The sequence below is a fragment of the Simiduia aestuariiviva genome, from assembly GCF_014192475.1.
Classification (GTDB): domain Bacteria; phylum Pseudomonadota; class Gammaproteobacteria; order Pseudomonadales; family Cellvibrionaceae; genus Simiduia; species Simiduia aestuariiviva.
In genome coordinates this window covers 296,325-318,805 of the sequence record NZ_JACHXZ010000001.1, presented here as the reverse complement: position 1 = coordinate 318,805, position 22,481 = coordinate 296,325, and the positions used below count along the sequence as shown (strand labels likewise).

Annotated in this window: 22 protein-coding genes; 11 read left to right on the top strand and 11 right to left on the bottom strand. The window is 58.5% G+C overall.

All coding sequences use genetic code 11. The annotated features are described in order from the left end of the window. Positions 1-19 precede the first annotated feature (19 nt). The 5 genes from FHS30_RS01555 to FHS30_RS01535 all read right to left on the bottom strand — a co-directional run bounded on the left by FHS30_RS01555 (position 20) and on the right by FHS30_RS01535 (position 6,834). Complete coding sequence (locus FHS30_RS01555; RefSeq protein ID WP_183907617.1) at positions 20-3,598, bottom strand: translocation/assembly module TamB domain-containing protein; 3,579 nt, start codon at positions 3,596-3,598, stop codon at positions 20-22. Next, a complete protein-coding gene (locus FHS30_RS01550; RefSeq protein WP_183907615.1) occupies positions 3,599-5,347 on the bottom strand; it encodes an autotransporter assembly complex protein TamA in 1,749 nt (582 codons plus the stop codon). A gap of 143 nt (positions 5,348-5,490) precedes the next feature. Continuing rightward, positions 5,491-6,009 carry a protein-export chaperone SecB gene (gene secB, locus FHS30_RS01545; RefSeq protein WP_183907613.1) on the bottom strand — a complete coding sequence of 173 codons (519 nt, stop codon included), beginning with the start codon at positions 6,007-6,009 and terminating at the stop codon, positions 5,491-5,493. Between the two features lie 93 nt (positions 6,010-6,102). Then, complete coding sequence (gene grxC, locus FHS30_RS01540) at positions 6,103-6,360, bottom strand: glutaredoxin 3 (RefSeq protein ID WP_183907611.1); 258 nt, start codon at positions 6,358-6,360, stop codon at positions 6,103-6,105. A 72-nt stretch (positions 6,361-6,432) separates the two neighbouring features. Next, positions 6,433-6,834: a rhodanese-like domain-containing protein gene (locus tag FHS30_RS01535; RefSeq protein ID WP_183909198.1), complete on the bottom strand. Its 402-nt coding sequence runs from the start codon at positions 6,832-6,834 to the stop codon at positions 6,433-6,435. A 252-nt stretch (positions 6,835-7,086) separates the two neighbouring features. On the opposite strand from FHS30_RS01535, the gene gpmI reads away from it, so the two are divergent. From gpmI to FHS30_RS01505, 6 genes are all read left to right on the top strand, one after another. Beyond that, complete coding sequence (gene gpmI / locus FHS30_RS01530; protein WP_183907610.1) at positions 7,087-8,631, top strand: 2,3-bisphosphoglycerate-independent phosphoglycerate mutase; 1,545 nt, start codon at positions 7,087-7,089, stop codon at positions 8,629-8,631. 94 nt (positions 8,632-8,725) lie between these two features. Next, the gene (locus FHS30_RS01525) at positions 8,726-8,986 is read left to right on the top strand and encodes a hypothetical protein (protein ID WP_183907608.1); all 261 of its coding nucleotides are present in this window, start codon (positions 8,726-8,728) and stop codon (positions 8,984-8,986) included. Between the two features lie 74 nt (positions 8,987-9,060). Next, positions 9,061-9,864 carry a peptidoglycan DD-metalloendopeptidase family protein gene (locus FHS30_RS17345; protein WP_183907606.1) on the top strand — a complete coding sequence of 268 codons (804 nt, stop codon included), beginning with the start codon at positions 9,061-9,063 and terminating at the stop codon, positions 9,862-9,864. 130 nt (positions 9,865-9,994) lie between these two features. Beyond that, positions 9,995-11,362 (top strand): S41 family peptidase, encoded by a 1,368-nt coding sequence (locus tag FHS30_RS01515; protein ID WP_183907604.1) that lies wholly within the window; start codon positions 9,995-9,997, stop codon positions 11,360-11,362. Positions 11,363-11,374: 12 nt separating this feature from the next. Then, a complete protein-coding gene (locus FHS30_RS01510; protein ID WP_183907601.1) occupies positions 11,375-12,202 on the top strand; it encodes a divergent polysaccharide deacetylase family protein in 828 nt (275 codons plus the stop codon). 258 nt (positions 12,203-12,460) lie between these two features. After that, positions 12,461-12,688 (top strand): DUF6316 family protein, encoded by a 228-nt coding sequence (locus FHS30_RS01505; protein WP_246341108.1) that lies wholly within the window; start codon positions 12,461-12,463, stop codon positions 12,686-12,688. A 195-nt stretch (positions 12,689-12,883) separates the two neighbouring features. On the opposite strand, the gene hisF is transcribed toward FHS30_RS01505, so the two are convergent. The 5 genes from hisF to FHS30_RS01480 form a co-directional block, all read right to left on the bottom strand. Next, positions 12,884-13,657, bottom strand: coding sequence for an imidazole glycerol phosphate synthase subunit HisF (gene hisF / locus FHS30_RS01500; RefSeq protein ID WP_183907600.1), 774 nt, complete (start codon positions 13,655-13,657; stop codon positions 12,884-12,886). Positions 13,658-13,677: 20 nt separating this feature from the next. After that, the gene (hisA, locus tag FHS30_RS01495; RefSeq protein WP_183907598.1) at positions 13,678-14,406 is read right to left on the bottom strand and encodes a 1-(5-phosphoribosyl)-5-[(5-phosphoribosylamino)methylideneamino]imidazole-4-carboxamide isomerase; all 729 of its coding nucleotides are present in this window, start codon (positions 14,404-14,406) and stop codon (positions 13,678-13,680) included. A 26-nt stretch (positions 14,407-14,432) separates the two neighbouring features. Then, positions 14,433-15,086, bottom strand: a complete 654-nt coding sequence (hisH, locus tag FHS30_RS01490; RefSeq protein WP_425502342.1) for an imidazole glycerol phosphate synthase subunit HisH — start codon at positions 15,084-15,086, stop codon at positions 14,433-14,435. Beyond that, entirely contained in the window at positions 15,087-15,677 is a 591-nt protein-coding gene (gene hisB, locus FHS30_RS01485) for an imidazoleglycerol-phosphate dehydratase HisB (protein WP_183907594.1), read from the bottom strand. It lies immediately after the preceding gene. A gap of 69 nt (positions 15,678-15,746) precedes the next feature. Continuing rightward, complete coding sequence (locus FHS30_RS01480) at positions 15,747-16,097, bottom strand: STAS domain-containing protein (RefSeq protein WP_183907592.1); 351 nt, start codon at positions 16,095-16,097, stop codon at positions 15,747-15,749. A gap of 114 nt (positions 16,098-16,211) precedes the next feature. On the opposite strand from FHS30_RS01480, the gene FHS30_RS01475 reads away from it, so the two are divergent. The 5 genes from FHS30_RS01475 to FHS30_RS01455 all read left to right on the top strand — a co-directional run bounded on the left by FHS30_RS01475 (position 16,212) and on the right by FHS30_RS01455 (position 21,850). Beyond that, positions 16,212-16,502: a hypothetical protein gene (locus tag FHS30_RS01475; protein ID WP_183907590.1), complete on the top strand. Its 291-nt coding sequence runs from the start codon at positions 16,212-16,214 to the stop codon at positions 16,500-16,502. Positions 16,503-16,560: 58 nt separating this feature from the next. Further along, positions 16,561-18,597, top strand: coding sequence for a TonB-dependent receptor (locus FHS30_RS17260; RefSeq protein WP_183907588.1), 2,037 nt, complete (start codon positions 16,561-16,563; stop codon positions 18,595-18,597). Positions 18,598-18,748: 151 nt separating this feature from the next. Then, positions 18,749-20,086: a glycosyltransferase family 4 protein gene (locus tag FHS30_RS01465; protein ID WP_183907586.1), complete on the top strand. Its 1,338-nt coding sequence runs from the start codon at positions 18,749-18,751 to the stop codon at positions 20,084-20,086. Beyond that, complete coding sequence (locus FHS30_RS01460; protein WP_183907584.1) at positions 20,073-20,780, top strand: methyltransferase domain-containing protein; 708 nt, start codon at positions 20,073-20,075, stop codon at positions 20,778-20,780. The genes FHS30_RS01465 and FHS30_RS01460 overlap by 14 nt, the downstream gene beginning before the upstream one ends. Continuing rightward, positions 20,777-21,850, top strand: coding sequence for a prenyltransferase/squalene oxidase repeat-containing protein (locus FHS30_RS01455; RefSeq protein WP_183907582.1), 1,074 nt, complete (start codon positions 20,777-20,779; stop codon positions 21,848-21,850). The genes FHS30_RS01460 and FHS30_RS01455 overlap by 4 nt, the downstream gene beginning before the upstream one ends. Here FHS30_RS01455 and FHS30_RS01450 read toward each other — a convergent pair. Continuing rightward, positions 21,847-22,470: a class I SAM-dependent methyltransferase gene (locus tag FHS30_RS01450; protein ID WP_183907580.1), complete on the bottom strand. Its 624-nt coding sequence runs from the start codon at positions 22,468-22,470 to the stop codon at positions 21,847-21,849. The genes FHS30_RS01455 and FHS30_RS01450 overlap by 4 nt on opposite strands. Positions 22,471-22,481 lie beyond the last annotated feature (11 nt).

Genomic DNA, 22,481 nt, shown 5'->3' with positions numbered 1-22,481 from the left:
GTGAATTTTATGTGACAGACTAGTCGTCGGTTGCTTTCAACTCTGCGCTAGACTCGGCCGGCGTGGGCGGTGTTGACGCCCAGTTGTAGGTGATGTCGATGGCTTGCGTGGTGCCGGACGACGTTTCCAAGGTCAGCTGATCCGATAGTTTGTACTGCAAGATGAAATTTCCCGCAGACCCTAACAGCCCGTAGACATATTTTACGTACAGTCGATCGCTCAGCCGCTTGCCCGCGGCGATAGAACTGTCGCCATTGCTGGCCTCCTCGATGGAAATATCCGACAGCCCAAACTGACCGCCGATGCGCTGCAACAACGGCAGTGCTTGCTTCAGTCCAAGACTCAGCGCCGCCGCCTGCATGTCCACCACATCGCCCTGCCCCGACTGCGAGATAGGCTTGCCGCTGACGATATAGGCAAGAATGTCGGCCTCACTCATGGAGGGCGTGGAGTAGAGTTCAGTTTTTGGAAATTTGGCGGTGCCCGTGAGCCAGATTCCCGCTTCCACATCCTCAACTTTGCGGGCAGCGCGAACGTCGAGCACGGGATTGTCTACGGGACCGGAAAAAATGATCCGGCCATTTTTAATATCTAACTTTTGCCCGTAACTTCGAAAGCGCCCCTCCGGCAAGCCCAGCACGCCTTGCATTTGATTGGTGCGGTTTTCATCGCGGGTAAAGCGCAGGCTACCGTCTACGGACGTCGTGAGACCAAAGCCCTCAAAGCGCACAGCCTCGCCCAACTGCAAGCCCACGTCGCTCGTAAACAACAACAAACTGCGGCGCGGCGTGGTCTCCGCCTCATCGCCATAGACCCGCGCATCCTCAGACACTTCAGCGGCGGCTTCCGGCAGCTCTTGCAACACCACGGACGAATTTTCAACCAACACATCACCCGCCAAGTGCCAGCGGCGACCATTGCCAACAAGGGTCAAATCGGGGCTCGCTCGCAAGCGCACATCGGGTAATTCTATGAGGCCCAGATCATCACCCGTGATGTGCAGTCGCGCATTGAAGACGGGCCCTGCGCCCCCATGGTCGGCCTTGATGTCGCCGTTAATCGTGGCTGCGCCACCGCCCAAAAGGCCGCCTCCCGAAACCAGCAAATCGCCTTTGGCTGCCTCCACCAGCAACCGCCAGTCCTGCAAGCGCGTGCCCGCAGCGGGCACCAACATGCCCACATCGGCCAACACCATGCGCCCGTCATACAAGGGCTCGTTGGCGCCCGCAGCGAGACTGAAGGACAAATCCACTTCGGCCCGGCCCGCGAGCTCCTGCACGCTGGGCACAAACGGCTGGAGGTAAGTGAGCTGCTGTAAATTTCCCACTAAACGTCCGCTACCGGCGCGTTCCGCCGTCAACCAGTCGCTCGCCTGCGCACTCAACTGCAGCTGCTGATTCTCAGCCAAGGTGGCATTACCCTTGGCTTCCAACAATTTTTCAGTGCCGGCAATACGCAGCCGAAAGGCCTCGACCGGTAGGTCGAGAGCCGTTTCATCGCCCTCAAGCAAACGCAAGCCCGCCCCCTTAAGTGCGAGCGAGGCATCCATATTCAGGCTCAAGGGTGCGCCGGGGGGGACACTTAGGGCCAACTGCCAATCGGCCGTTGCCTCCCCGCGCAATTCCCATCCGGGCGGCAGGCTATCGTGCAGCTCTGGCGCAAAACTGCGCGCGCGGTCTAGGTAGACACCCGCCACGCGCCCGCGCGCGGTCAACGTCTGCCAATTCTGCAATTCCAGCGCATCCCAGCAGACCTTGGCCTTCGCGCGCTTGAGACACAATGCCTGCCAAGTAAGCGAGCTCTCACCAACCTGCCCCCGAGCGGGCGCGGCCAACCGCCATGGCTCGGCCAACCAGGGGTCGTGAATCACCAGCGATTCGAGCTTCGGACGCCATTGCAAAGCCGCCAGGAGCGCCGCCCCATCGGCGGCGTCAGCGGGCAGATCCATCGCGCCTGACAGCGCCAACTGCTCCAACGTCACAGCGTCGGGCTGCCAGTGGCCTGTGACAGCAAGTTTGTGCGCGCGGGCATTGCCGGAGGCGCGGAGATTGATCTCACCCAACGGGTCACCGGCATAGGCCAAGCCCTGCGCCTTGAGATCTAGTTGATCGAGCTGGATACCTTTTGCGCGCGCCACCCAGTCCGCAGTATCTGGGGCCTGCGCCTGCACCTGTGCTTCCATGTGTAGACTGGCCGCCTGCCACTGGGCCACGGCCAACCCGGCGCCCTCGGCCTTGAGGCGCACTGACGGTGCGCTCAACGTGCCGTCGGCATCCACGGCAACCTTTAATCGGCCCGACAGCTCCGGCACGATGCTGGCCAGATCGGTGGCATCGAGTACCGCCGCCATCGTCAGCGCCTCGTCGTCGCCGTAATAAAAATCACCTGTGAGGCTGCCGCCAGCGCTGGTGAGGGACACATCGGACAGGCTCATACCGGTGGGCTGCAAATTAAACGTCGCCCGCCCCGCGATGGGGCGCGCACCAAAATTTAATTGCATCTGATCAATGGCCCAGAGCAAATTCACACCTTGCGCGCCACTGTGCAAGGTCAACTGAGAGGTCAACTGAGCTTTAGACTCCGACAGCGCGGGCGGCAACCACTGGGCCAACGACAGGCCTTGAGTCGCCACGCGCGCCTCAAGGTCAAAGTCTTGGGCCCAACGCAACTGCCCACTGGCCTGCACTTGGCCCCCTGCAAAACCGCCTTCTAATCGACTCACCGTCATTGCGCTGCTGGCAAAATCCACCGCTGCTGCCAGCCGCAGGCGCGTGTCGATCGGGGCGGCCGCCAGTGGCCACGCGAGGTCTGCCTCACCCACCACGTCGAGGGTGTCGCCGCGCAGTGTCAAGGCCAGCTCGCCACTGGGCGAGAGAAATTCACCGGTCAATGGATGGCTGAACTCAACCCAGCGCAAGTTCGCTGAGCAGTCCCACGGCGCGGCCGAGCGGCACTGTGCATCGGCGTTGATCCCGTGTGACGTGACTTCAGCGCGCAGCGTTAATATCTCGGCAAATTGCGCGCGGGCCGACAAGGCATAGTCCACCGACTCCCATTGAAAGCGCAGGCGCGAGATTAAAACATCCTCGCCTTGAGCCACCAACCGCAACTGTAGATCTGGCAGCTCCTGTGTTTCGCCGGCGCGCACAAGGCGCACGGCTTGCGTGTGCAGGCGCCGTAAATCAACGTGCATAGGCATCGAAAAGGCGGGCAGGGCCGGGGGCGAATCGGCGCCGGCGGGGGCCTCGCTCAGCAGCACCTCCACATCGCGCAAGGCCAGCTGTTCAAATACCAGCCGCCCAGACATGAGAGCCAACGGCTGCCAGCGATAGGCCACTTCAGCGGCGGTGATGCGCTCAAAACCCAGCGCATCATCGCTCGCGCTGACGGTCAATTGGCGCAACCTAAGGCCGCGCCACAGGGTTCCCGTCAGGTCGTAATATTGAATGGAAACCGGCGCCAGCGGCAGCAGCCGCTGTAGGCTCCAACGCGCGCCCGACTCGGTAAACAGCAGCCAGCCCAAGCACAGAAACGCCAACGCCAATAGCACCGATACGGCGCCACTTACATAAAACCCAATGCGTTTGAGCAACACCATTTACAGGTCTGCCCCCACCGACAAATGGAACCGGTAGCGGTCACTGGGGTCGTCGGCATCGAGCGGGTGCGCGATGTCGAGCCGCAATGGCCCCACCGGCGAATACCAGCGCAGGCCAAGGCCAACGCCGCGCTTGAGGTCGAGGGTCGCATCAAAGGCGTTACCAGCATCCATAAACACCGATGCCGACCACTCGGGCAGGAACAAATAATCGTACTCGACGCTGGCCACCACTAAATTGCTGCCGCCAATGACTTCGCCCTCATCGTTCTGTGGGCCCAGAGCATTGTACTGATAGCCGCGCACGCTGTTGTCGCCACCGGTATAAAAGCGCACCGAGGGCGGCAGATCCGCGAAGTCATCCTTGAGCGTGGTGGCCAGCTCACCGCGCGCCAATAGGCGCCCCTTGGCGCCGAGCGGCACAATGAGCTTTGACTTGACCCGCAGCTGCATAAAGTCCGCATCCGATAGCCAGTACTGGCTACTGCCGGTGAGATCTGCCTGCAGCCGAATGCCCATGGTTTGCCGCACATCCTTGGGCGCGTTGACCCAGCTCAAACCGATACCCGGCACCACTAGCAACTTACTGTCTTCCGGCTCGCTGCCGATGATGTAGGTTTCGTTGCGCAGGTTGACGCCGGTATTGAGCACCCAATCCTGGGGCAGAGCCTCGACGATGCGCAATTGCGTGGTTTCGGTTTTGCTCTCATAACTGACCGTGTCTTCCTGCAACAGCCCTGCATTAATTTCATACCATTCGCGGGCGGGGTCGTGCCTTGGAATGGTGTAGGTGGCACCCAGTTCTTTAAAGGTGCGCGACCACAGGCTATCTATGCGCCATTTGTGGCCCCGACTATTGGCATAGCGGTTGCGATAATCGGCTCGCACGCGCGGGCCTTGATCGCTGGAATAGCCAACACCCGCGGTAAAGCTGGTCTGGCTGTGCATGCCCAAATCCACTTCAACCGGCACGGTCTGACTGTCGGTCTGCACATCCACATGGGGATTTAAGAGTACGCGCCGAAAGTAATCGCTGCTTTGCAGGCGGCTGTAAATGCCTTGTACGGCCTCGCTGGTATAGGGCTCGCCTTTCACATCGCCCGCTAGGCGGCGCAAAAACTGGGGTTCCAGCCCCACGTCGGTAAATTGATAGTCGCCGAAATAAAAGCGCGGCCCCAATTGCAGTGTCAACATGACATCAGCGGCCTGCTCTTGCGGATAGATCGCCAGTTCGGCCTCGGTAAACGCGGCGCGCCAGTAGCCTTGGGTCCGTGCGGTTTCAAGCAGCAATGCCTTGTAGCGATCGTAGTCGCCGTGCACCAGCGCAGCGCCCTTGCGCAGGGGCGGCGCATCCACTAAGTCTCGCAACTGTGCATCCAGCGCGTCCTGCTGGTCGCCTATGGCCACTCGAATCTGGCGCAGCCTTACGCGCTCACCGGCGTCCACCGCCAAATGCAACTGCCAACAGGTGTCTGACTCGGAATAGGCTTGCTTGAGCGTGGGCTGATAATACCCAAAGGCGTTGAGGGCTTTATTGACTTGCTGTTGGACGGCTTTGCGACGCTGAACCAAGCGCCAGCGCGGGGCGTCACAGGGCTCTTCAGCGAGTGACACATGGGCTTTAATGTTGTCGGCCAACTCGCCTTCAACGCCCTCGATAACCACCTCGGCCGTGGCACAGTTCATTAGCAGTGCGGCGAGAGTGCCAACCCAAGTGCGAGCAAGAATTTGGCGAAGCGATGTATCCATGCGCCGACTAATTAATCCTGTGAGGTTCATCCATTGCGGCAGTGTGCCCTTTGCCTGCGGACTTTGCCAAGGGTCTCAGTGGCTTGCGCGCAAAAATAAAAAACGGCGCCAGTGCGCCGTTTTTTAATTGCCTGCCGTGCGCTTTACTGCTCGGTGGCTGGCTCGGCTGCACCCTGAGCTTCCTGCTGCGCTTTGGCCTGTTGAACGGCGTGCGCAAACAATGCGTCAAAATTGACGGGCGGGAGCATCAGAGCAGGGAAGCTGCCCTTCACAACCACATTGTCGATGGCTTCGCGCGCATAGGGGAACAAAATCTGTGGGCAGGCGGTGTTGAGCACCTGCGGCAGAGCCTGCTCGGGCAGGCCGCTAATGTGGAACAAGCCACCCTGCTGCACTTCAACCAAAAACGCGGTCTCTTCGCCCAATTTCACGGTGACGGTCAAGGTCAGCGTCACTTCAAAGCTGGTGTCATCCACCTTATTGGCTTTGGTGTTCAGCTCTTGGTCGACTTGTGGCTTCCACTCTTGCATGAACGCCTTAACGCCCATGGGCGCTTCGAAAGACATGTCTTTCAGGTAGACGCGCTGCAGTGCAAATTGTTGGCCCGGGGTTGCTGCTTCTTCGGTGGCCGCTGCGGCGCCGGTGGTGTTTTCTTCTGTCATGACAAATGCCTTTCGATATCGCTAATTATTTAGAGTTGTTGTTATGGGTTCCCATAACATGTGGTCGCTGGGCCCGATTTCAAGCCCCTGCATTCAGCCCGCCAGCAGCGGGTCTAACTTACCGGCGCGATCCAGCGCCCAGAGTTCATCGAAGCCACCTACGTGGGTGTCGCCCACCCAAATCTGCGGCACCGTACGCCGCCCACTGCGGCGCATTACCTCGTCGCGCAGTTCGGGGTTGCGGTCGAGATTGATATCCTCATAGGCCACGCCCTTCTGACTCAACAATTGCTTGGCCCGCACGCAATAGGGACAAATGGTGGTGCTGTACACCGTCACCGGAACACTCATACTTAACTCCTGCAATTTATGCATTGGGGCTGACGACCCTGCCCGGGCGCAACCCCAGCCAAAAGGTCAGTGCTATTTCTTGACCAGGGGTAAATTTTGCCCTTGCCACTCGGCCATACCGCCGCCTAAACGCGACACATCATAGCCCTTGGCGCGCAACATGCGACCCGCGTGGCCGGTGTGCTGACCCAGCTTGTCCACCAACACGAGCGTTTTTCCCTGAAATTTTTCCAGCTCCGCCAGCTGCTTTTCAAGCTTGGCGTGGGGGATATTGATGGCATCGACGATGTGCCCAGCCTTGAACTCCGCGGCATCGCGAATGTCGATCAACACCGCATCACCCTTGTTAATGAGGGTGGTCATTTGATGAATGGACAGGTTGGCGCCCGCCTTGGCGCCTTCACGCCAAAAGTAGACATAGACCAACAAACACAACAGCGACACCAAAAGCCACTGCTCGGTAAGAAAAATGATTAAATCCACGGATGTTCCTTTGTTCGAGTCTCGCGAGCGCGCCAGTATAGCGACTCACCCCTTAAAAAGCATGACATCTGACGTGCCAGCAGATTTCCACAAAATTCACCCATTGATCACCCTATGCCACTAACAAGCATCGGGTTTACCGACAAATATTGCCCTGCGCCCAGCGCCAACATAGAGTTCTGCATCGGTAACGCGGTAGAATGTGCGCCCCATTTTCAGTAGCAAGTAAAAGGCCTCCCGTTCATGTCTGCCAAAAAGCCCCTGGTTCTGATCATTCTCGATGGATTCGGATACTCCGAGCGCACCGAACACAACGCCATTCGCGCGGCCAAGACCCCCACTTGGGACCGCCTCTGGGCCGAACAACCCAAAACCTTGATTGGCACCTCAGGCATGGCCGTGGGTCTGCCAGAAGGCCAGATGGGCAACAGCGAAGTGGGCCACATGACACTGGGCGCAGGGCGCGTGGTGTACCAAAGCTACACGCGGATCAACAAAGCCATTAGCGACGGCGACTTTTACACCAATCCCACCTATTGCGCCGCCATCGACAAAGCGGTCAGCGCCGGCAAAGCAGTACACGTCATGGGCCTGCTGTCGCCGGGCGGTGTGCACAGCCACGAAGATCACCTACTGGCGATGCTCGATTTGGCCGCCCAGCGCGGCGCCAAAGAAATTTACCTGCACGCCATGCTCGATGGCCGCGATACCGCGCCGCGCAGCGCCGAGGCCTCACTGGCCAAAGCCCAAGCCAAATTTGAGGCCCTCGGTGTGGGTCGCATTGCCAGCATCATTGGGCGCTTTTATGCGCTCGATCGCGACAATCGCTGGGATCGCGTACAGGCCGCCTACGACCTGATGACCAGCGGCGCCGCCGAGTTCGATGCCGACGACGCCATTAGCGGGCTAAAAGCCGCCTACGCGCGCGACGAAAATGATGAGTTCGTGAAGGCCACGGTGATTGTCGCGGAGGGCGAAGAGGTAGCCACCGTCAACGATGGCGACGCCCTGATTTTCATGAACTTTCGCCCCGACCGCGCCCGTGAAATCACCCGCGCCTTCGTCGAACCCGAGTTTGACGGCTTCACCCGCGAGCTAGTGCCGCAACTGGCAGACTTTGTCATGACCACGGAGTACGCCGCCGATATCAAGGCACCCTGCGCCTTCCCGCCGGAATCCATGGCCAACTCCCTGGGCGACTACCTCTCCGCGCAGGGTAAGATGCAATTGCGCATCGCAGAAACCGAGAAATACGCGCACGTCACCTTCTTTTTCAGTGGCGGCCAAGAGGCCTTATACGACGGCGAAGAGCGCATATTAGTGCCCTCACCCAAAGTGGCCACCTACGATTTGGCCCCTGAAATGAGCGCACCCGAAGTGACCAAAAAATTGGTGGCAGCCATCGAATCGCAAACCTTTGACACCATCATCTGCAATTATGCCAACTGCGACCAAGTGGGCCACTCAGGCGTATTTGATGCCGCAGTACAAGCCGTTGAGGCGGTTGACGCCGCACTTGCCGAAGTACTGGCAGCGGTCGAAAAAGTGGGGGGCGAGGCCCTGATCACCGCCGACCACGGCAACGTCGAAGAGATGTTTGATGACAACACCGGGCAGGTCAGCACCCAGCACACCACCCTGCCCGTGCCCTTCGTCTACGCGGGCCAGCGCAGCCTAGCGCTCGCCGATGGCGGCTCGCTGGCCGATGTGGCGCCCACCATGCTGGCGCTCATGGGCATTGCCCAGCCCGCTGAGATGACCGGACGGAATCTGGTCAAATTCCTGTAAGCTCGGGCTGGCGTTCGCGCGCTCGGCATTTTATGCTGGGCGCGCAACTCGCCTTCGCACAGGCGCTTGTTTCAATCGACCAGGTTACACCCCTATGAAAAAAATTTACGCCGCCCTCTTTGCACTCTGCCTCGGCATGGCGCCCCAATTACACGCACAGGATCAGGCCAGCTACGAAGCCAAGCTGACCGAACTGCAAGCCACGATTGAAAAACTGCAGGGCGAGCTGAACGCCGCCAAATCCAACCGCGATGAACTCAACGTCGAACTGCGGCGCAATGAAAGCGACATCGCTGAGCTGCTCAAAAACATCGAGCGCATTAACAGCGAACTGGCCGCGCAAAAAAAAAGCTAGCTGAGCTACGCGCTCGCGAGCAATCGCTTAACGGCGCCAAACAACAACAGCAGGCCGAGTTTAGCGAGCAGCTGGTGGCCGCCTATAAAACCGGCAGCCCGTCCCAGCTGCAGTTGCTACTGAGCCAAAATTCGCCTGCAACCGTCTCGCGCATGGCCTACTATAACGCGCGCCTACTCGACGATCGCCAACAGAAAATTGCCCGCTACCAATCCACGCTCGATGAACTGGCTAACATAGCGCCGGCCATTGAGCGACAAACTGAACGACTCGCGCACACCCAATCCCAACTCACATCCAGACACCAACAATTACAAGCGCGTAACGTCGAGCGCACGCGCACCCTCGCCAAACTCAACGCCGCCATTGCATCCAAAGACGCTAAATTGCAAAAGTCTGAAGCCGATCGCGCCCACCTCGAGAAAATCATGTCGGAAATTGCGCGCCAATTGAGCGACACCGCGCTGGCGCTACCCGGCCAAGCGTTTAAGGCGCGCAAAGGCGACATGGGCTGGCCCACCAAGGGCACGCTGAAGGCGCGCTTTGGCAGCAACCGCGCCGGCAACAGCCTCCGATGGCAGGGCGTTTTGATTGGCGCTCCAGAGGGCCGCGAGGTTAAAGCCATCCACCAAGGACGGGTGGTCTTTTCCGAATACATGCGCGGCCAGGGCATGCTAATCATCATTGACCATGGCGATAATTACTTAAGCCTCTATGCCCATAACCAAGTGCTCTATAAAGAAACTGGCGACTGGGTAGCCAGCGGCGATGTAATCGCCCGCGTCGGTGCCAGTGGCGGCCAACAGGATCCAAACTTATATTTTGAAATTCGCCACGCCGGCAAGCCGGTTGATCCCGCGCACTGGTGCCGCGGATAGCGCGCCTTGTCGCAAATGCGTGAACTCGCAAGGCAATTTATTGTCACCGTATGAACATAAGGCTGCACCATGCATTACACTGTGATGAAAGCTTGACGTCGCAGCTGTCACACTCAGGAGCAATTTTTTAATGAAGTACTTTCGCCACTCAGCCACTTTGCTCGCTGCCGGCCTTTCACTGTGTCTTGCGGGTGCCGCCCTCGGCGCGGAGAACGCCGCTGAAGACCCCGGTTTACTGCCACTGGACGACCTGCGCACGTTTACCAAAGTGTACGACCACATTCGCCAAGGCTATGTCAAAGACATCAGTGATCGCGAACTGCTTGAGTACGCCATCAAAGGCATGCTGGCTGAACTAGATCCCCACTCAGCCTATCTCGACGCCAACTCCTTTGACGATTTGCAGACCAACACCACCGGTGAATTTGGCGGACTGGGTATTGAAGTGGGCATGGAGGACGGATTCGTCAAAGTGATCTCGCCCATGGATGACACGCCAGCCTCTAAAGCGGGCATAGAATCCGGCGACCTGATCATCAAACTGGGCGAAAAGTCCGTGAAAGGCATGACTCTAACTGAAGCCGTAAAAGCCATGCGCGGCCCCAAGGGCAGCAAAATCGACGTCACCTTGATGCGCGAAGGCGAAGACAAACCCCGCGAAATCACCTTGGTGCGCGATGCCATTAAAGTGCAAAGCGTGCGCGCCAGACGCCTAGGTGACGACTACGGTTACGTGCGCATTGCACAGTTCCAAATCGGGACGGGTAAAGACATGATCGACGCCATCAACAAGCTGCAAAAAGAGCGTCCGCTGCAAGGCATTGTGCTGGATTTGCGCAACAATCCCGGCGGCGTATTGCAAGCCTCCGTTGAAGTGGTCGACGCCTTTGTGGAGCAGGGTCTCATTGTCTACACCGAGGGCCGCATTGAAAATGCCGACAACAGCTACAGTGCCACCCGCGGTGACATCACCAACGGCCTCCCTATCGTTGTGCTGATTAACGACGGCTCCGCCTCCGCTTCAGAAATTGTTGCCGGTGCACTACAAGATCACAAACGCGCCATTATTCTTGGCACGGAGAGCTTTGGTAAAGGCTCGGTACAAACGGTCATCCCCATCAGCGAAGAGCGTGCCATCAAACTCACCACGGCGCTCTATTTCACGCCCAGCGGGCGCTCAATTCAAGCCCAAGGCATCGCCCCGGACATTCACGTGGAACGCGCCAAACTCACTGCCATTCGACCGCGCTCACAGTTCACCGAAGCGGATTTATCGGGGCATCTCAACAATGGCAATGGCGGCGAGGAAAGCAGGGCCAAGCAGCGGGCAACGGCGCAGAAGGAGCACCGAGAAATGCTCGAGAAGGACAACCAACTGTTTGAGGCCCTCAATTTATTGAAGGGATACAAGCTGTTCGGCCGGCCCACCTCCACAGCGGGAACCAAGGAAGAACCCACCGTTATCAGTGCCAATGGTCACGCTTCCGATACGCCCTAGGTGAAGCGCGCCGTGAGCTACCTAGCGCGCCTGAAACGTGGCTTAGCGTCGGCATTGTTTGGGTTCGGCGGACTCCTGGCACAGGCTTCCGCCCAAGAGCCTGCCCAGCTCGCCATCATCATCGATGACATCGGCTACCAGCGCGCCACCGCCGAGGCATTGATTGCACTGCCCTACCCCATCAGTTTTGCGATTCTGCCCGTGGCACCGCACTCGCAAGCCTTGGCACAACGGGCTTGGCTGCGCGGTCGCGATGTCTTACTACACATCCCCATGGCCACCATCAATCACGCCCCCCTCGATCCAGGCGGCATCGATGAGCAACTGCCCGCCACCCAAATCCACCATCGCCTCAACCAACACTTCGACGCCTTCCCCCAGGCCGAGGGCATGAACAACCACATGGGCAGCCTGCTCACCAGCCAAGACCTGCCCATGCAGGCGGTGATGCTTACGCTCGCCGAGCGCGATAAATATTTTGTCGACAGCAAAACCAGCGCCCAAAGCGTGGCCTACGATAAAGCGCGCAGTCAGGGGGTGATGACCGCCGAACGGGACGTGTTTCTCGATAATGACCCGTCTACCGGCGCCATAAAGCGCCAGCTGCACAAGGCCATTGCATTGGCTCAGCGCCAAGGGTTTGCCATCGCCATTGGCCACCCCTACCCCCAAACGCTCGCCGTACTGCGCCAAGAGCTGGCGCTACTGGACAAGTCAGTTGAATTAGTACCTCTGTACAGACTACTGCGACAGCTATCACACAACCAATCCCAAGGCCGTCACATTCAGCCCGTTAACTGGCGCGTAAAAACCCCTTGGCAGCAAGGATTAGCGCGGTAGGGTAATAAGCAGGGCATACATATATATCCAATTAATATAAGACTTGACCCCGATGTTCGATAAACTTAAAAAGGTTGGCGGTCCTATCCGTCAACCAATGTGGTCATAGGGCTTGGCGCTCTTTTCTTGGCTGCCAAGTACTGAATTGGACCCCTCGTTTGAGGGAATGATCTCGCAGTTGACGACCCGCATAAGCCTGCGGTGACGCTAAAGAGATCGCTAAGTCAGCTAGCTGACATGACGAGCAAAGGCAAAATTATGAGTCTGCAACGATTGGGTGAACAAGGAAGCGTGCCCACACGGATTGAGCGTTTCTTCAAAAAAGAAGACTACTGGTACTACAACACGCGTGAAGGTGTGGCCATTGGGCCCTTTGATAGCCTGAGCGAAGCCCGTGAAGGTGCCTCGGAATTTATCGAGTTCATTATGGGTGCCGGCGCGCCGCTGATCCCAACGCTCGAGCGCTACGGACGCCACGCCGCCTAACTGCACTCGGAACACGCTTAAAAACGCGGATGCTACGCAGGTAGCGTCCGTTTTCTGCTGTCTGCCATTCTGGAATTCGAAACCCAACGCCAGCAACCGGGCTGCAGGGGCGAACGCCCTACCGAATCATTGCTGTAGATCGCTAACCGAACGGCGCACATGAATGACAGGCCGAGGGCTGAAGTTTGCTTAGAATTAGAGGCGCATCTCGATGCCCTGCGCCGCCATGTAGGCCTTCGCCTCCGCCACCGTGTATTCTCCAAAGTGAAAAATACTGGCCGCAAGCACGGCATCCGCACCGCCCTGAAGCACGCCATCGGCTAGGTGTTGCAGATTGCCAACGCCACCCGAGGCGATCACGGGTATAGGCACCGCCTCGCTGATCGCACGGGTGACACCAAGATCGAAGCCGCTCTTCATGCCGTCTTGATCCATGCTGGTGAGCAGAATTTCACCGGCGCCGTACTCAGCCATGCGCACGGCCCACTCGACCGCATCAATTCCGGTGGGCTTGCGCCCCCCGTGGGTGAATATTTCCCAGCGCGGCGTTTCGCCCTCGCCCGACACCCGCTTGGCGTCGATCGCCACTACGATGCACTGAGCCCCAAACCGGTCGGAGGCCTGCTTGACGAACTCGGGGTTAAACACGGCGGCGGAATTGATCGACACTTTGTCGGCACCGGCATTGAGCATGCGCCGAATGTCGTCCACCTTGCGAATGCCGCCCCCCACAGTCAGCGGGATGAACACATCGGACGCAATGGCTTCCACGGTGTGCACGGTGGTCTCTCGCTCTTCGTGACTGGCGGTGATATCGAGAAACGTAATTTCGTCGGCGCCCGCTTCGTTATATCGGCGAGCGATCTCTACGGGATCTCCGGCATCGCGAATATCCAAAAATTGCACGCCTTTAACCACGCGGCCATTTTCCACATCCAAGCAGGGGATGATGCGTTTAGCGAGTGCCATGGTGTGCTGTCCTCTCCGTCTTAGGCGTCACAATACTGCTGGGCTTCGCCCATCTTGAGCGTGCCCTCGTAGATGGCGCGCCCAGTGATGGCACCGCAAACCCCCTGGTCGGCCACGGCTTTTAGTGCGCGAATATCATCCATGTTGGTGATGCCGCCCGAGGCGATAACAGGAATGGAAGATGCCCGCGCCATGGCGAGGGTCTGCTCAACGTTAACGCCTTGCATCATGCCGTCGCGGGCGATATCGGTGTACACAATGGACTCTACACCATCGGCCTCAAACCGCTTGGCCAACTCCGTAGCCTTCACATCGGACACTTCGGCCCAGCCGTCGGTCGCCACCAAGCCGTCTTTGGCATCCAAACCGACGATCACATGACCCGGAAACGCCTTGCACATCTCCGTTACAAAGCTCGGCTCTTTGACCGCCTTGGTGCCAATAATTACGTAGCTCACACCCGCATTTAAATAGGCCTCAATAATTTCGGCACTGCGAATACCGCCACCAATTTGAATCGGCAGTTCCGGGTAGGCTTTGGCTATGGCGGCAACCACTTCGCCGTTCACCGGCTTGCCCTCAAAAGCACCGTTCAAGTCCACCAAGTGCAACCGGCGACAACCCTGCTCAACCCACTGTGCGGCCATGGCCACCGGATCATCGGAAAACACCGTGGAATCATCCATTAAACCTTGGCGCAAGCGCACGCATTGGCCGTCTTTCAAATCGATGGCGGGAATAATTAACATGGAAAAATCCTGACTAAATCAAAAAATTAAGGCTGGCCCTTCCAGGCCACAAAATTGCGCAGTAATTGCAGCCCGGGGGCATGGCTTTTTTCGGGATGAAATTGCACGGCAAACAAATTGTCTTGCGCCAGCGCCACATCGCAGTCGACGCCATAATGGCAGCGGCCCACCACTTGCCCAGTACTCGCTGCCCGCACGTAGTATGAGTGCACGAAATAAAATCGGCTTAGGTCTTCGATGCCATGCCACAAGGGGTGGGCCACCTGAGTCACTTGATTCCAGCCCATATGCGGTACTTTCAAGCGCTCGACAGCACCGGGCTCATGTAAATCGTGGCCAAAAAAGTGCACCTGCCCAGGCAGTAAACCCATGCACGGGACGCCGCCATTCTCTTCACTGCTATCCATTAACGCCTGCATGCCCACGCACACGCCGAGCACCGGCTTGCCACTGGCGACCTGTGCGCGCACTAACTCATCAAAGCCAAGTCGACGAATTTCGGCCATGCAATCGCGAATGGCACCCACACCGGGGAATACCACCCGATCGGCCATCGCCACCTGAGCCGGGTCGGCGGTCACCAGTACGCGCGCATCGGGCGCCACATGTTGCAATGCACTGGCCACTGAATGCAGGTTACCCATGCCGTAGTCGATCACCGCAATGGTTTGGCTCATGATTTATAGCGAGCCTTTCGTGGACGGCATTTGCCCGGCCATGCGAGGGTCCGGCGTCAGCGCCATGCGCAAGGCCCGACCGAAAGCTTTGAACACGGTTTCAATCTGATGGTGCGCATTAGAGCCGCGCAGGGTATCTATGTGGAGCGTGACCTGCGCGTGATTGACAAAGCCCTGAAAAAACTCCCAAAACAATTCGGTGTCAAATTGCCCGATGCGTTTTTGGGTAAACGGAATGTCCATAATCAGACCGGGGCGGCCTGAAAAGTCGATCACTACGCGCGACAGGGCTTCATCGAGCGGCACATAGGCGTGGCCGTAGCGACAAATACCTTTTTTGTCGCCCACGGCTTTCGCCACGGCTTGGCCCAGCGTGATGCCGATATCTTCCACCGTATGGTGGTCGTCGATGTGCGTGTCGCCCTTGCAGGTGATGTCCAAGTCGATCAGCCCGTGGCGGGCGATCTGGTCCATCATGTGCTCAAGAAAAGGCACGCCGGTATCAAAGCGCCCATGACCTTTACCGTCCAAATTTAATTGCACGGTGATTTGTGTTTCCAGCGTATCGCGGCTGACGTTAGCGGTGCGCTCCACAGAGACTCCAGTGGCTGGTTTTCGAGGAGCGGGGATTATATAGGCTAGGGCCAAGGCTGCCCAGCGCTGCTAGCGAGGGATTACGGTAAATAAGCGATCAAAATTCGCATAACCCAGCAATCGGCACACATCGGCACTGCAACCTTTGAGCAGAAACTGGGATTGCTCCAAGCCGATCAAATCGCGCAGGATCAACAGCTGCGCCAAGCCGGCACTGTCGATGCCCTCGCAATCATGCAAATCAATTTCACAACGGCGCGCACGCATCAGGAAGGGTTGGTAGGCATCGCGAAATGCCTGGTGGGCATCCAAGCCAAAGCGGCCCGAGACTGAAATGCACAAAGTCCGCCGTTCGCCTAGGCTCGCACGACTGCTGGCACCCCCGCCAATAAGGCGATCCTGTTGATGATCTGTGCTCAAGCGCGCTCCTCACGGTGACCGATTCCGAGGGTCTCGGTCGCTAATGGACTAGCGCCAAAGCCCCAATAAACTGTAGACTAGTAGGCTGAGCCTGAACTACTCAAGTTGCCGACTATGTTCAAAACCATCGCCCTTCGCAAGCCCCGCGCCCTGCTATTTGCAGTGCTGGCATTGTGTCTGGTGTTTTCGCAGGCACTTGAAACCCAGCACGACCACCAGCAGTTGCGCGCCGACTGCTACCTGTGCCAACACGCCCCTACACTCGCCTGCGATGACGATAAAACCGAGCTGCAACGCCCGGAGCCTGGCCTGTGGCTTGAAACGTCCCCGTATCACCGAATTCATCGCCATACCCAAAAGCGCGGTAAGCGCGACCCCCCCTCTACCCGCGAAGCATCTGCCTAACCCTATTTTTGACTAATGCTTTTGCCGAGCACGCTGTGCTTGGCCGTGGAGAATATCTATGTACCACCGTTTTTCAGCCCCAGTATGGGGCCGGTCAGCCTTGTGGCTGGCCATTGCCTGTGCGCCGCTGTCTGTAAATGCTGCCAATTCCGACTTAGAAGAGGTGCTGGTCACCGCCTCACCGCTGGCCAAACAAAGTGATGCGTTGACCCAACCCGCCACGCAATTGTCGGGAGAGGCTCTGCGACGCAAGGCCAGCAGCACCCTAGGCGAATCTTTGCAAGACGAGCTGGGCATGCGCTCAGCGTCCTTTGGCCCCGGCGTGGGCGCGCCCGTCATTCGCGGCCAAAGCGCCAATCGCGTCAAAGTTATGCAAAACCACTTGGGCAGTATGGACGTGGCCGGCGCCAGTCCCGATCACGCCAATAGCGTTGAACCCCTGCTCGCTGAACGCATCGAAGTGCTGCGCGGGCCCGCCACACTGCGCTATGGCAACGATGCCATTGGCGGCGTGGTCAACGTCATCGACAACCGCATTCCCGACGAGGCCATCGATGGTCTGCGTGGTGCGGGCGAAGTGCGCTACCACTCAGTCAATCAACAATCGGCAGCCATTGGCCTGCTGGAGGGCGGCAGTGGCAACTGGGCCTGGCATCTCGACGGCCTGCACCGCGACAGCGATCTGATGCGCATTCCTGGCGAGGCGCACCTAGACGCTGACACCCATTCAGACGAAGAGCCGGAAGCCGAGGCTGACCACGGTCGCCTACCCAACAGTCAGGCCGAGGCCAGCGCAGGAGCGTTTGGCGTCAGCCGCCAGTTCGAGCAGGGCTATATCGGTTTTTCAATCAGCTCCCTCGACAATCATTACGGTATTCCTCCGGGTGGCCACGCGCACGCCCATGAGGAGGAAGCCGAAGAGCCGGAGGGAGAAGAGGAAGAGCAAGTGCGCATCGAGATGCACCAAACCCGCTACGACCTCAAGGGCGAATTGCACGATCTGGCCCCCTGGGCCGAACAACTGAGCTTTCGCCTCGCCTACAACGACTACTCGCATACCGAGTTAGAAGGTGGCGCACCCGGCACCCGCTTTATCAATCAAGCCTGGGAGGGGCGCGTCGAAGCCATTCACCTCGACGGCGATGCCCGACGCGGCGCTGTCGGCCTGCAATGGGGCCAGCGGGAGTTCTCGGCTCTGGGAGAGGAAGCGTTTATCCCTCGCTCTGATATCGGCAACCTCGGCATCTTTGCGCTGGAGGAATACACTCGGGGCGCCTGGGTGTTTGAGCTGGGGGGGCGGATTGAGCACAGCGAGATCAAACCAGATCACAACCGCGGGCGCGACTTCACCAGCCTAAGTCTCTCGGGCGCGGCGCACTGGCATATCGATGAACAGCACCACCTCAGCCTTGGCCTCGCGCGCGCACAGCGAGCCCCCTCCGTGGAGGAGCTTTACGCTGAGGGTCCACACCTCGCCGAACAGCTTTATGCCCGCGGCGACAGCGCACTCACCCCCGAAACCAGCCATAACATCGATTTGAGCTACCACTACGAGGGGCCAATTCACGCCACGCTAAACCTGTTCAACAACCGCATTGCCGATTTTATCTACAAGATCAACACAGGCACCGAAGCAGATGAACTGCCGTTGTACCAATACACCCAAACGGGGGCGCGCTTTTACGGAGCAGAAGTCCAGTTTGACGTGGCGCTACACGAGCACTGGCAGCTTTCGGCCTTCGGCGACACGGTGCGGGCGCAAACCCACGCCGGCGAAGACTTGCCGCGCATTAGCGCACCCAGAGCCGGATTGACACTAGACCACTCCCAAGGGCCATGGCAGGCGGAGCTGCGCACCAGCTACGTTTGGCCTCAGCGCAACCCGGGGCTGGAGGAAGTCGCGGTTGATGGCTATACCCGCGTGGACCTGTCGGCCAGCTATGCGCTCGATATCGGCGACCAGCAAACCGTGTTGCTGTTCGCACGCGCCACTAACCTCACCAACGCGGAAATCCGCAACGCCAGCTCAATCCTGCGCGCCTATGCACCCGACGCCGGGCGCAGTCTGGCACTCGGGGCGCGCTGGCAGTTTTAGTGACTGCAGCCGGCGCCCCATGGCGGCGCCGGCTGACTCCCAAGTCGCCCTTTCGAGTTGGCGAGCGCTGACCCACTCCCTATAATCGGTCACACTTGGCCTCACCACCAATTCGCTATACCCTCTGCAATCATTCACATCGAACCGCCCTATGAACGCACGCACGCTCGCCCAGGCCAACATCAATAGCGCACAGGCCATTTCTGGCTTAGCAACAGACGGGCAACCTGCGCTGCGCATTTGCCTGTTGGGCTATCGCTCGCACCCGCACGTGGGCGGCCAAGGGATCTACCTGCACTATCTCAGCAAAGCACTGCTGGCAATGGGCCATCAAGTTGACGTGATTTCCGGCCCGCCCTACCCCGACTTAGTGGACGGCGTGCGGCTCATAAAAATGCCGAGTCTCGACTTATTCGCCGTAGAAGATCCGCTGCGCGCGCTGCGCCTGCGCCACCTCACTAGCTACACCGACACCTTTGAATGGTGCAGTAAGCTCACCGGAGGGTTTGCCGAGCCCTACACCTTTGGTCGACGAGCTGCCAAATACTTGCTGCAATATGGCCAGCGTTACGACGTGATTCACGACAACCAGTGCTTGGCATGGGGGCTGCTCACGTTGCAGCGGCGGGGCCTGCCCGTAGTTGCCACAGTGCACCACCCCATCACCCGCGATCTGGAATTGAAGCTCGAACAAGAATCCAACTGGGGCATGCGACTGCTCATCAAACGCTGGCATTCTTTTTTACGCATGCAAAAGCGCGTCACCCAAAAACTCGCACACGTAGTGACCGTTTCGGAGCAGTCGCGCACCGACATTGCCACTGCGTTTGATCGCCCCGCGACGTCCATAGATGTGATTCCCAATGGCATCGATACCGAAGTCTTTAAACCCGACTCGAGCATCGCCAAAACGCCCTTCAGCCTGATCACCACCGCCAGTGCCGACCAGCCCCTCAAGGGGTTGCGCTTTTTACTGGAGGCCATGCACCAATTGCGACCGCACTACCCGGCCATCCAGCTCACGGTCATCGGCAAGTTGCAGGCCGGCGGCGATACCGAGCGACGCCTCGATGCCTTGGGCCTGCGCAATTGCGTGACCTTTATCTCCGGCATTAGTACCGAGGCATTGGTGCGACATTACAACGGTGCGCTGGCCGCCGTTGTGCCCTCGCTCTACGAGGGATTTGGATTGCCGGCCGGTGAAGCCATGGCCTGCGGGCTGCCACTCGTGGCGAGCAGCGGCGGCGCCATTCCCGAAGTTGTGGGCGACGCCGCGCTAAGCGTGCCCGCCGGCGATGCCACCGCCATCGCCCAGGCCATTTCGCAAATTTTCGACAAGCCCGCCCTGCGCGCCATGCTGAGCGCCAAGGCGCGCGCGCGCATCGAACAAAACTTCAGCTGGGCGCGCGTTGCCGAAACCTTCACCACCTACTATCGAGCGCGCGTAAACACCCCTTCGCAATCTGGAGCCCACCGTGCTCACCGTTGATTTTACGCACTTTCCATTGACGGCCGGCGACACGCTACTAGACCTCGGCTGCGGCGAAGGCCGACATGTAATCAACGCCTATATAGCCGCCGACATTACCGCCGTCGGCGTCGACCTGAGTGCAACGGATTTGCGCACTGCGCAAGCGCGCCAGCGCCCCTTCGCCAAGGTCGGCGGCCACTTCTTGCTGCAACAGGCTGACGCACTGCAACTGCCCTTCGCCGACCACAGCTTCGACAAAATTATTTGCAGCGAGGTGCTCGAGCACCTGCCCGATTACGCCGGTGCACTGCGCGAAATTCAGCGGGTACTGAAACCCGGCGGCCTGCTCGCCATTAGCGTGCCGCGCGCGTGGCCAGAAAAAATTTGCTGGGCTTTTAGTGCCGAATACCATCAGGTAGAGGGCGGGCACATCCGCATCTTTGACAGTGGACAACTCAATGGCGAAATTGAACAGCTCGGTTTCCGCCGCTACAAACGCCATTGGGCGCACGCACTGCACGCACCGTTTTGGTGGTTAAAATGCGCGCTTTGGCAACGGCAGGATCAGTCGCGATTAATTCGCGCCTACCACAAATTATTGGTGTGGGACTTAATGCAAAAACCTTGGCTCACCCAGACCCTGGAAAAATTACTTAACCCCCTAATGGGGAAAAGTGTGGTGATGTACTACCGCACCGAGGAATCACAGTGACATCACTTCTGCTACAAAAAGGCCGATTTCCCAAGGCGCTGCTAGCACCCACCGTCAATTACATTTTGGCGCAGCAATTTGAAGACGGCTGCATTCCCTGGTACCGCGGCGATAAAGCCGACCCTTGGGATCACACCGAGGCGGCCATGGGCCTGTCTATCGCGGGCGAGTGGGCGGCGGCCGAACTGGCCTATCAATGGCTCGCCGATCAGCAGCTGGCAGATGGCAGCTGGTGGAATCACTACCGAAACAACCAAGCCCTGTGCAAAAAAAAGCGCGAGACAAATTTTATCGCCTACGTCGCCACGGGCATTTGGCACCACTATTTGATCACTGAAGACCGCAGCTTTTTACAGCACCATTGGCAAATGGTGCGTCAGGCCATCAACTTTGTGCTGCGTTTCCAAAGCGTCCACGGCGAAATAGACTGGGCCGTCGATGAACAAGATTGCGGTCTTGGCGATGCCCTGATTACCGCCAACAGTTCCATTGCCAAAAGCTTGGAGTGCGCCATTAATATCGCCGTAGTTTTGGCGGAAGACTGCCAGCACTGGCGCACGGCGCGCACCCGCTTGGTGGATTGCTTGCGACATAAACCCGAGCGCTTCGATCGCACCTGGGAGAGCAAGGCACGCTATTCCATGGACTGGTTTTACCCCGTGCTCACCGGCGTCATCACTGGCGACGACGCGCGCAAACGCATCGACAGCCGCTGGTCCACTTTCGTAGAGAACAATCTCGGTTGCCGCTGTGTCAGCGATGAACCCTGGGTCACCATTGCGGAGAGTTGCGAGCTGACCATGGCCCTACTCGCCATTGGCGACCACGCGCGCGCCGTGAATTTATACAGCTGGCTACACCAATTTTTAGACAGTGATGGCGGCTATTGGATGGGCTACCAATTTCGCGACAAGGTCGTCTGGCCCGAGGAAAAGACCACCTGGACCAGCGGTGCAATTTTATTGGCCGCCGATGCGCTCACCGAGCACACGCCGGCGGCGCGCTTGTTTACGCAGGTAAACCTATTGGCACCCGCGCAACAGCGCAAGTCACGCACGCTCACCGTTTAAAGACGGCGCAGTACACCGAGGGTATTGATTGTTGGCAAGGCTTCAAACAGGCCGGATGCCAGCGCCAGCTTATAGATGTCGTAAGGCGCTTGGCCGCCATCTGCGGGGTTGGGAAAAATGTCGTGAATCAGCAACAAGCCGCCCGGCATCACATGGGCGGCCCAGCTGCGGTAATCACCCAAGGCAGTCTCATAGGCGTGACCGCCATCGATGAAAACCAAGGCCAGTGGCGTCGCCCAATGGCGTGCAGCCACCGTGGATGGCGCCACGATGGGCACCACGGTATCTTCGAGTCGGGCACGGCTTAGGGTGTCGCGAAAGGTGCGAAAGCTATCCATTTTTTGTACGCTGCCATCAAACAAGTCTGGGTCGTGGTACTCCTCGCCCAGCTGATGTTCTTCGGAACCGCGATGGTGGTCAACGGCAAACAACGTTTGACCGTGCTGCTGACAAGCTGCACCCAAAAACACCGTGGATTTACCACAATAGCTGCCGACTTCTAAGCAGGGGCCCATTTCACTGGCAGTGAGTGCCAATTGATACAAGCCCTCGCCTTCGTCCTCAGCGAGAAAACCTTTCACGGTGGAAATATCAAAATTTTCAGTGTGTAGCAATTTCATAAAATCTACGC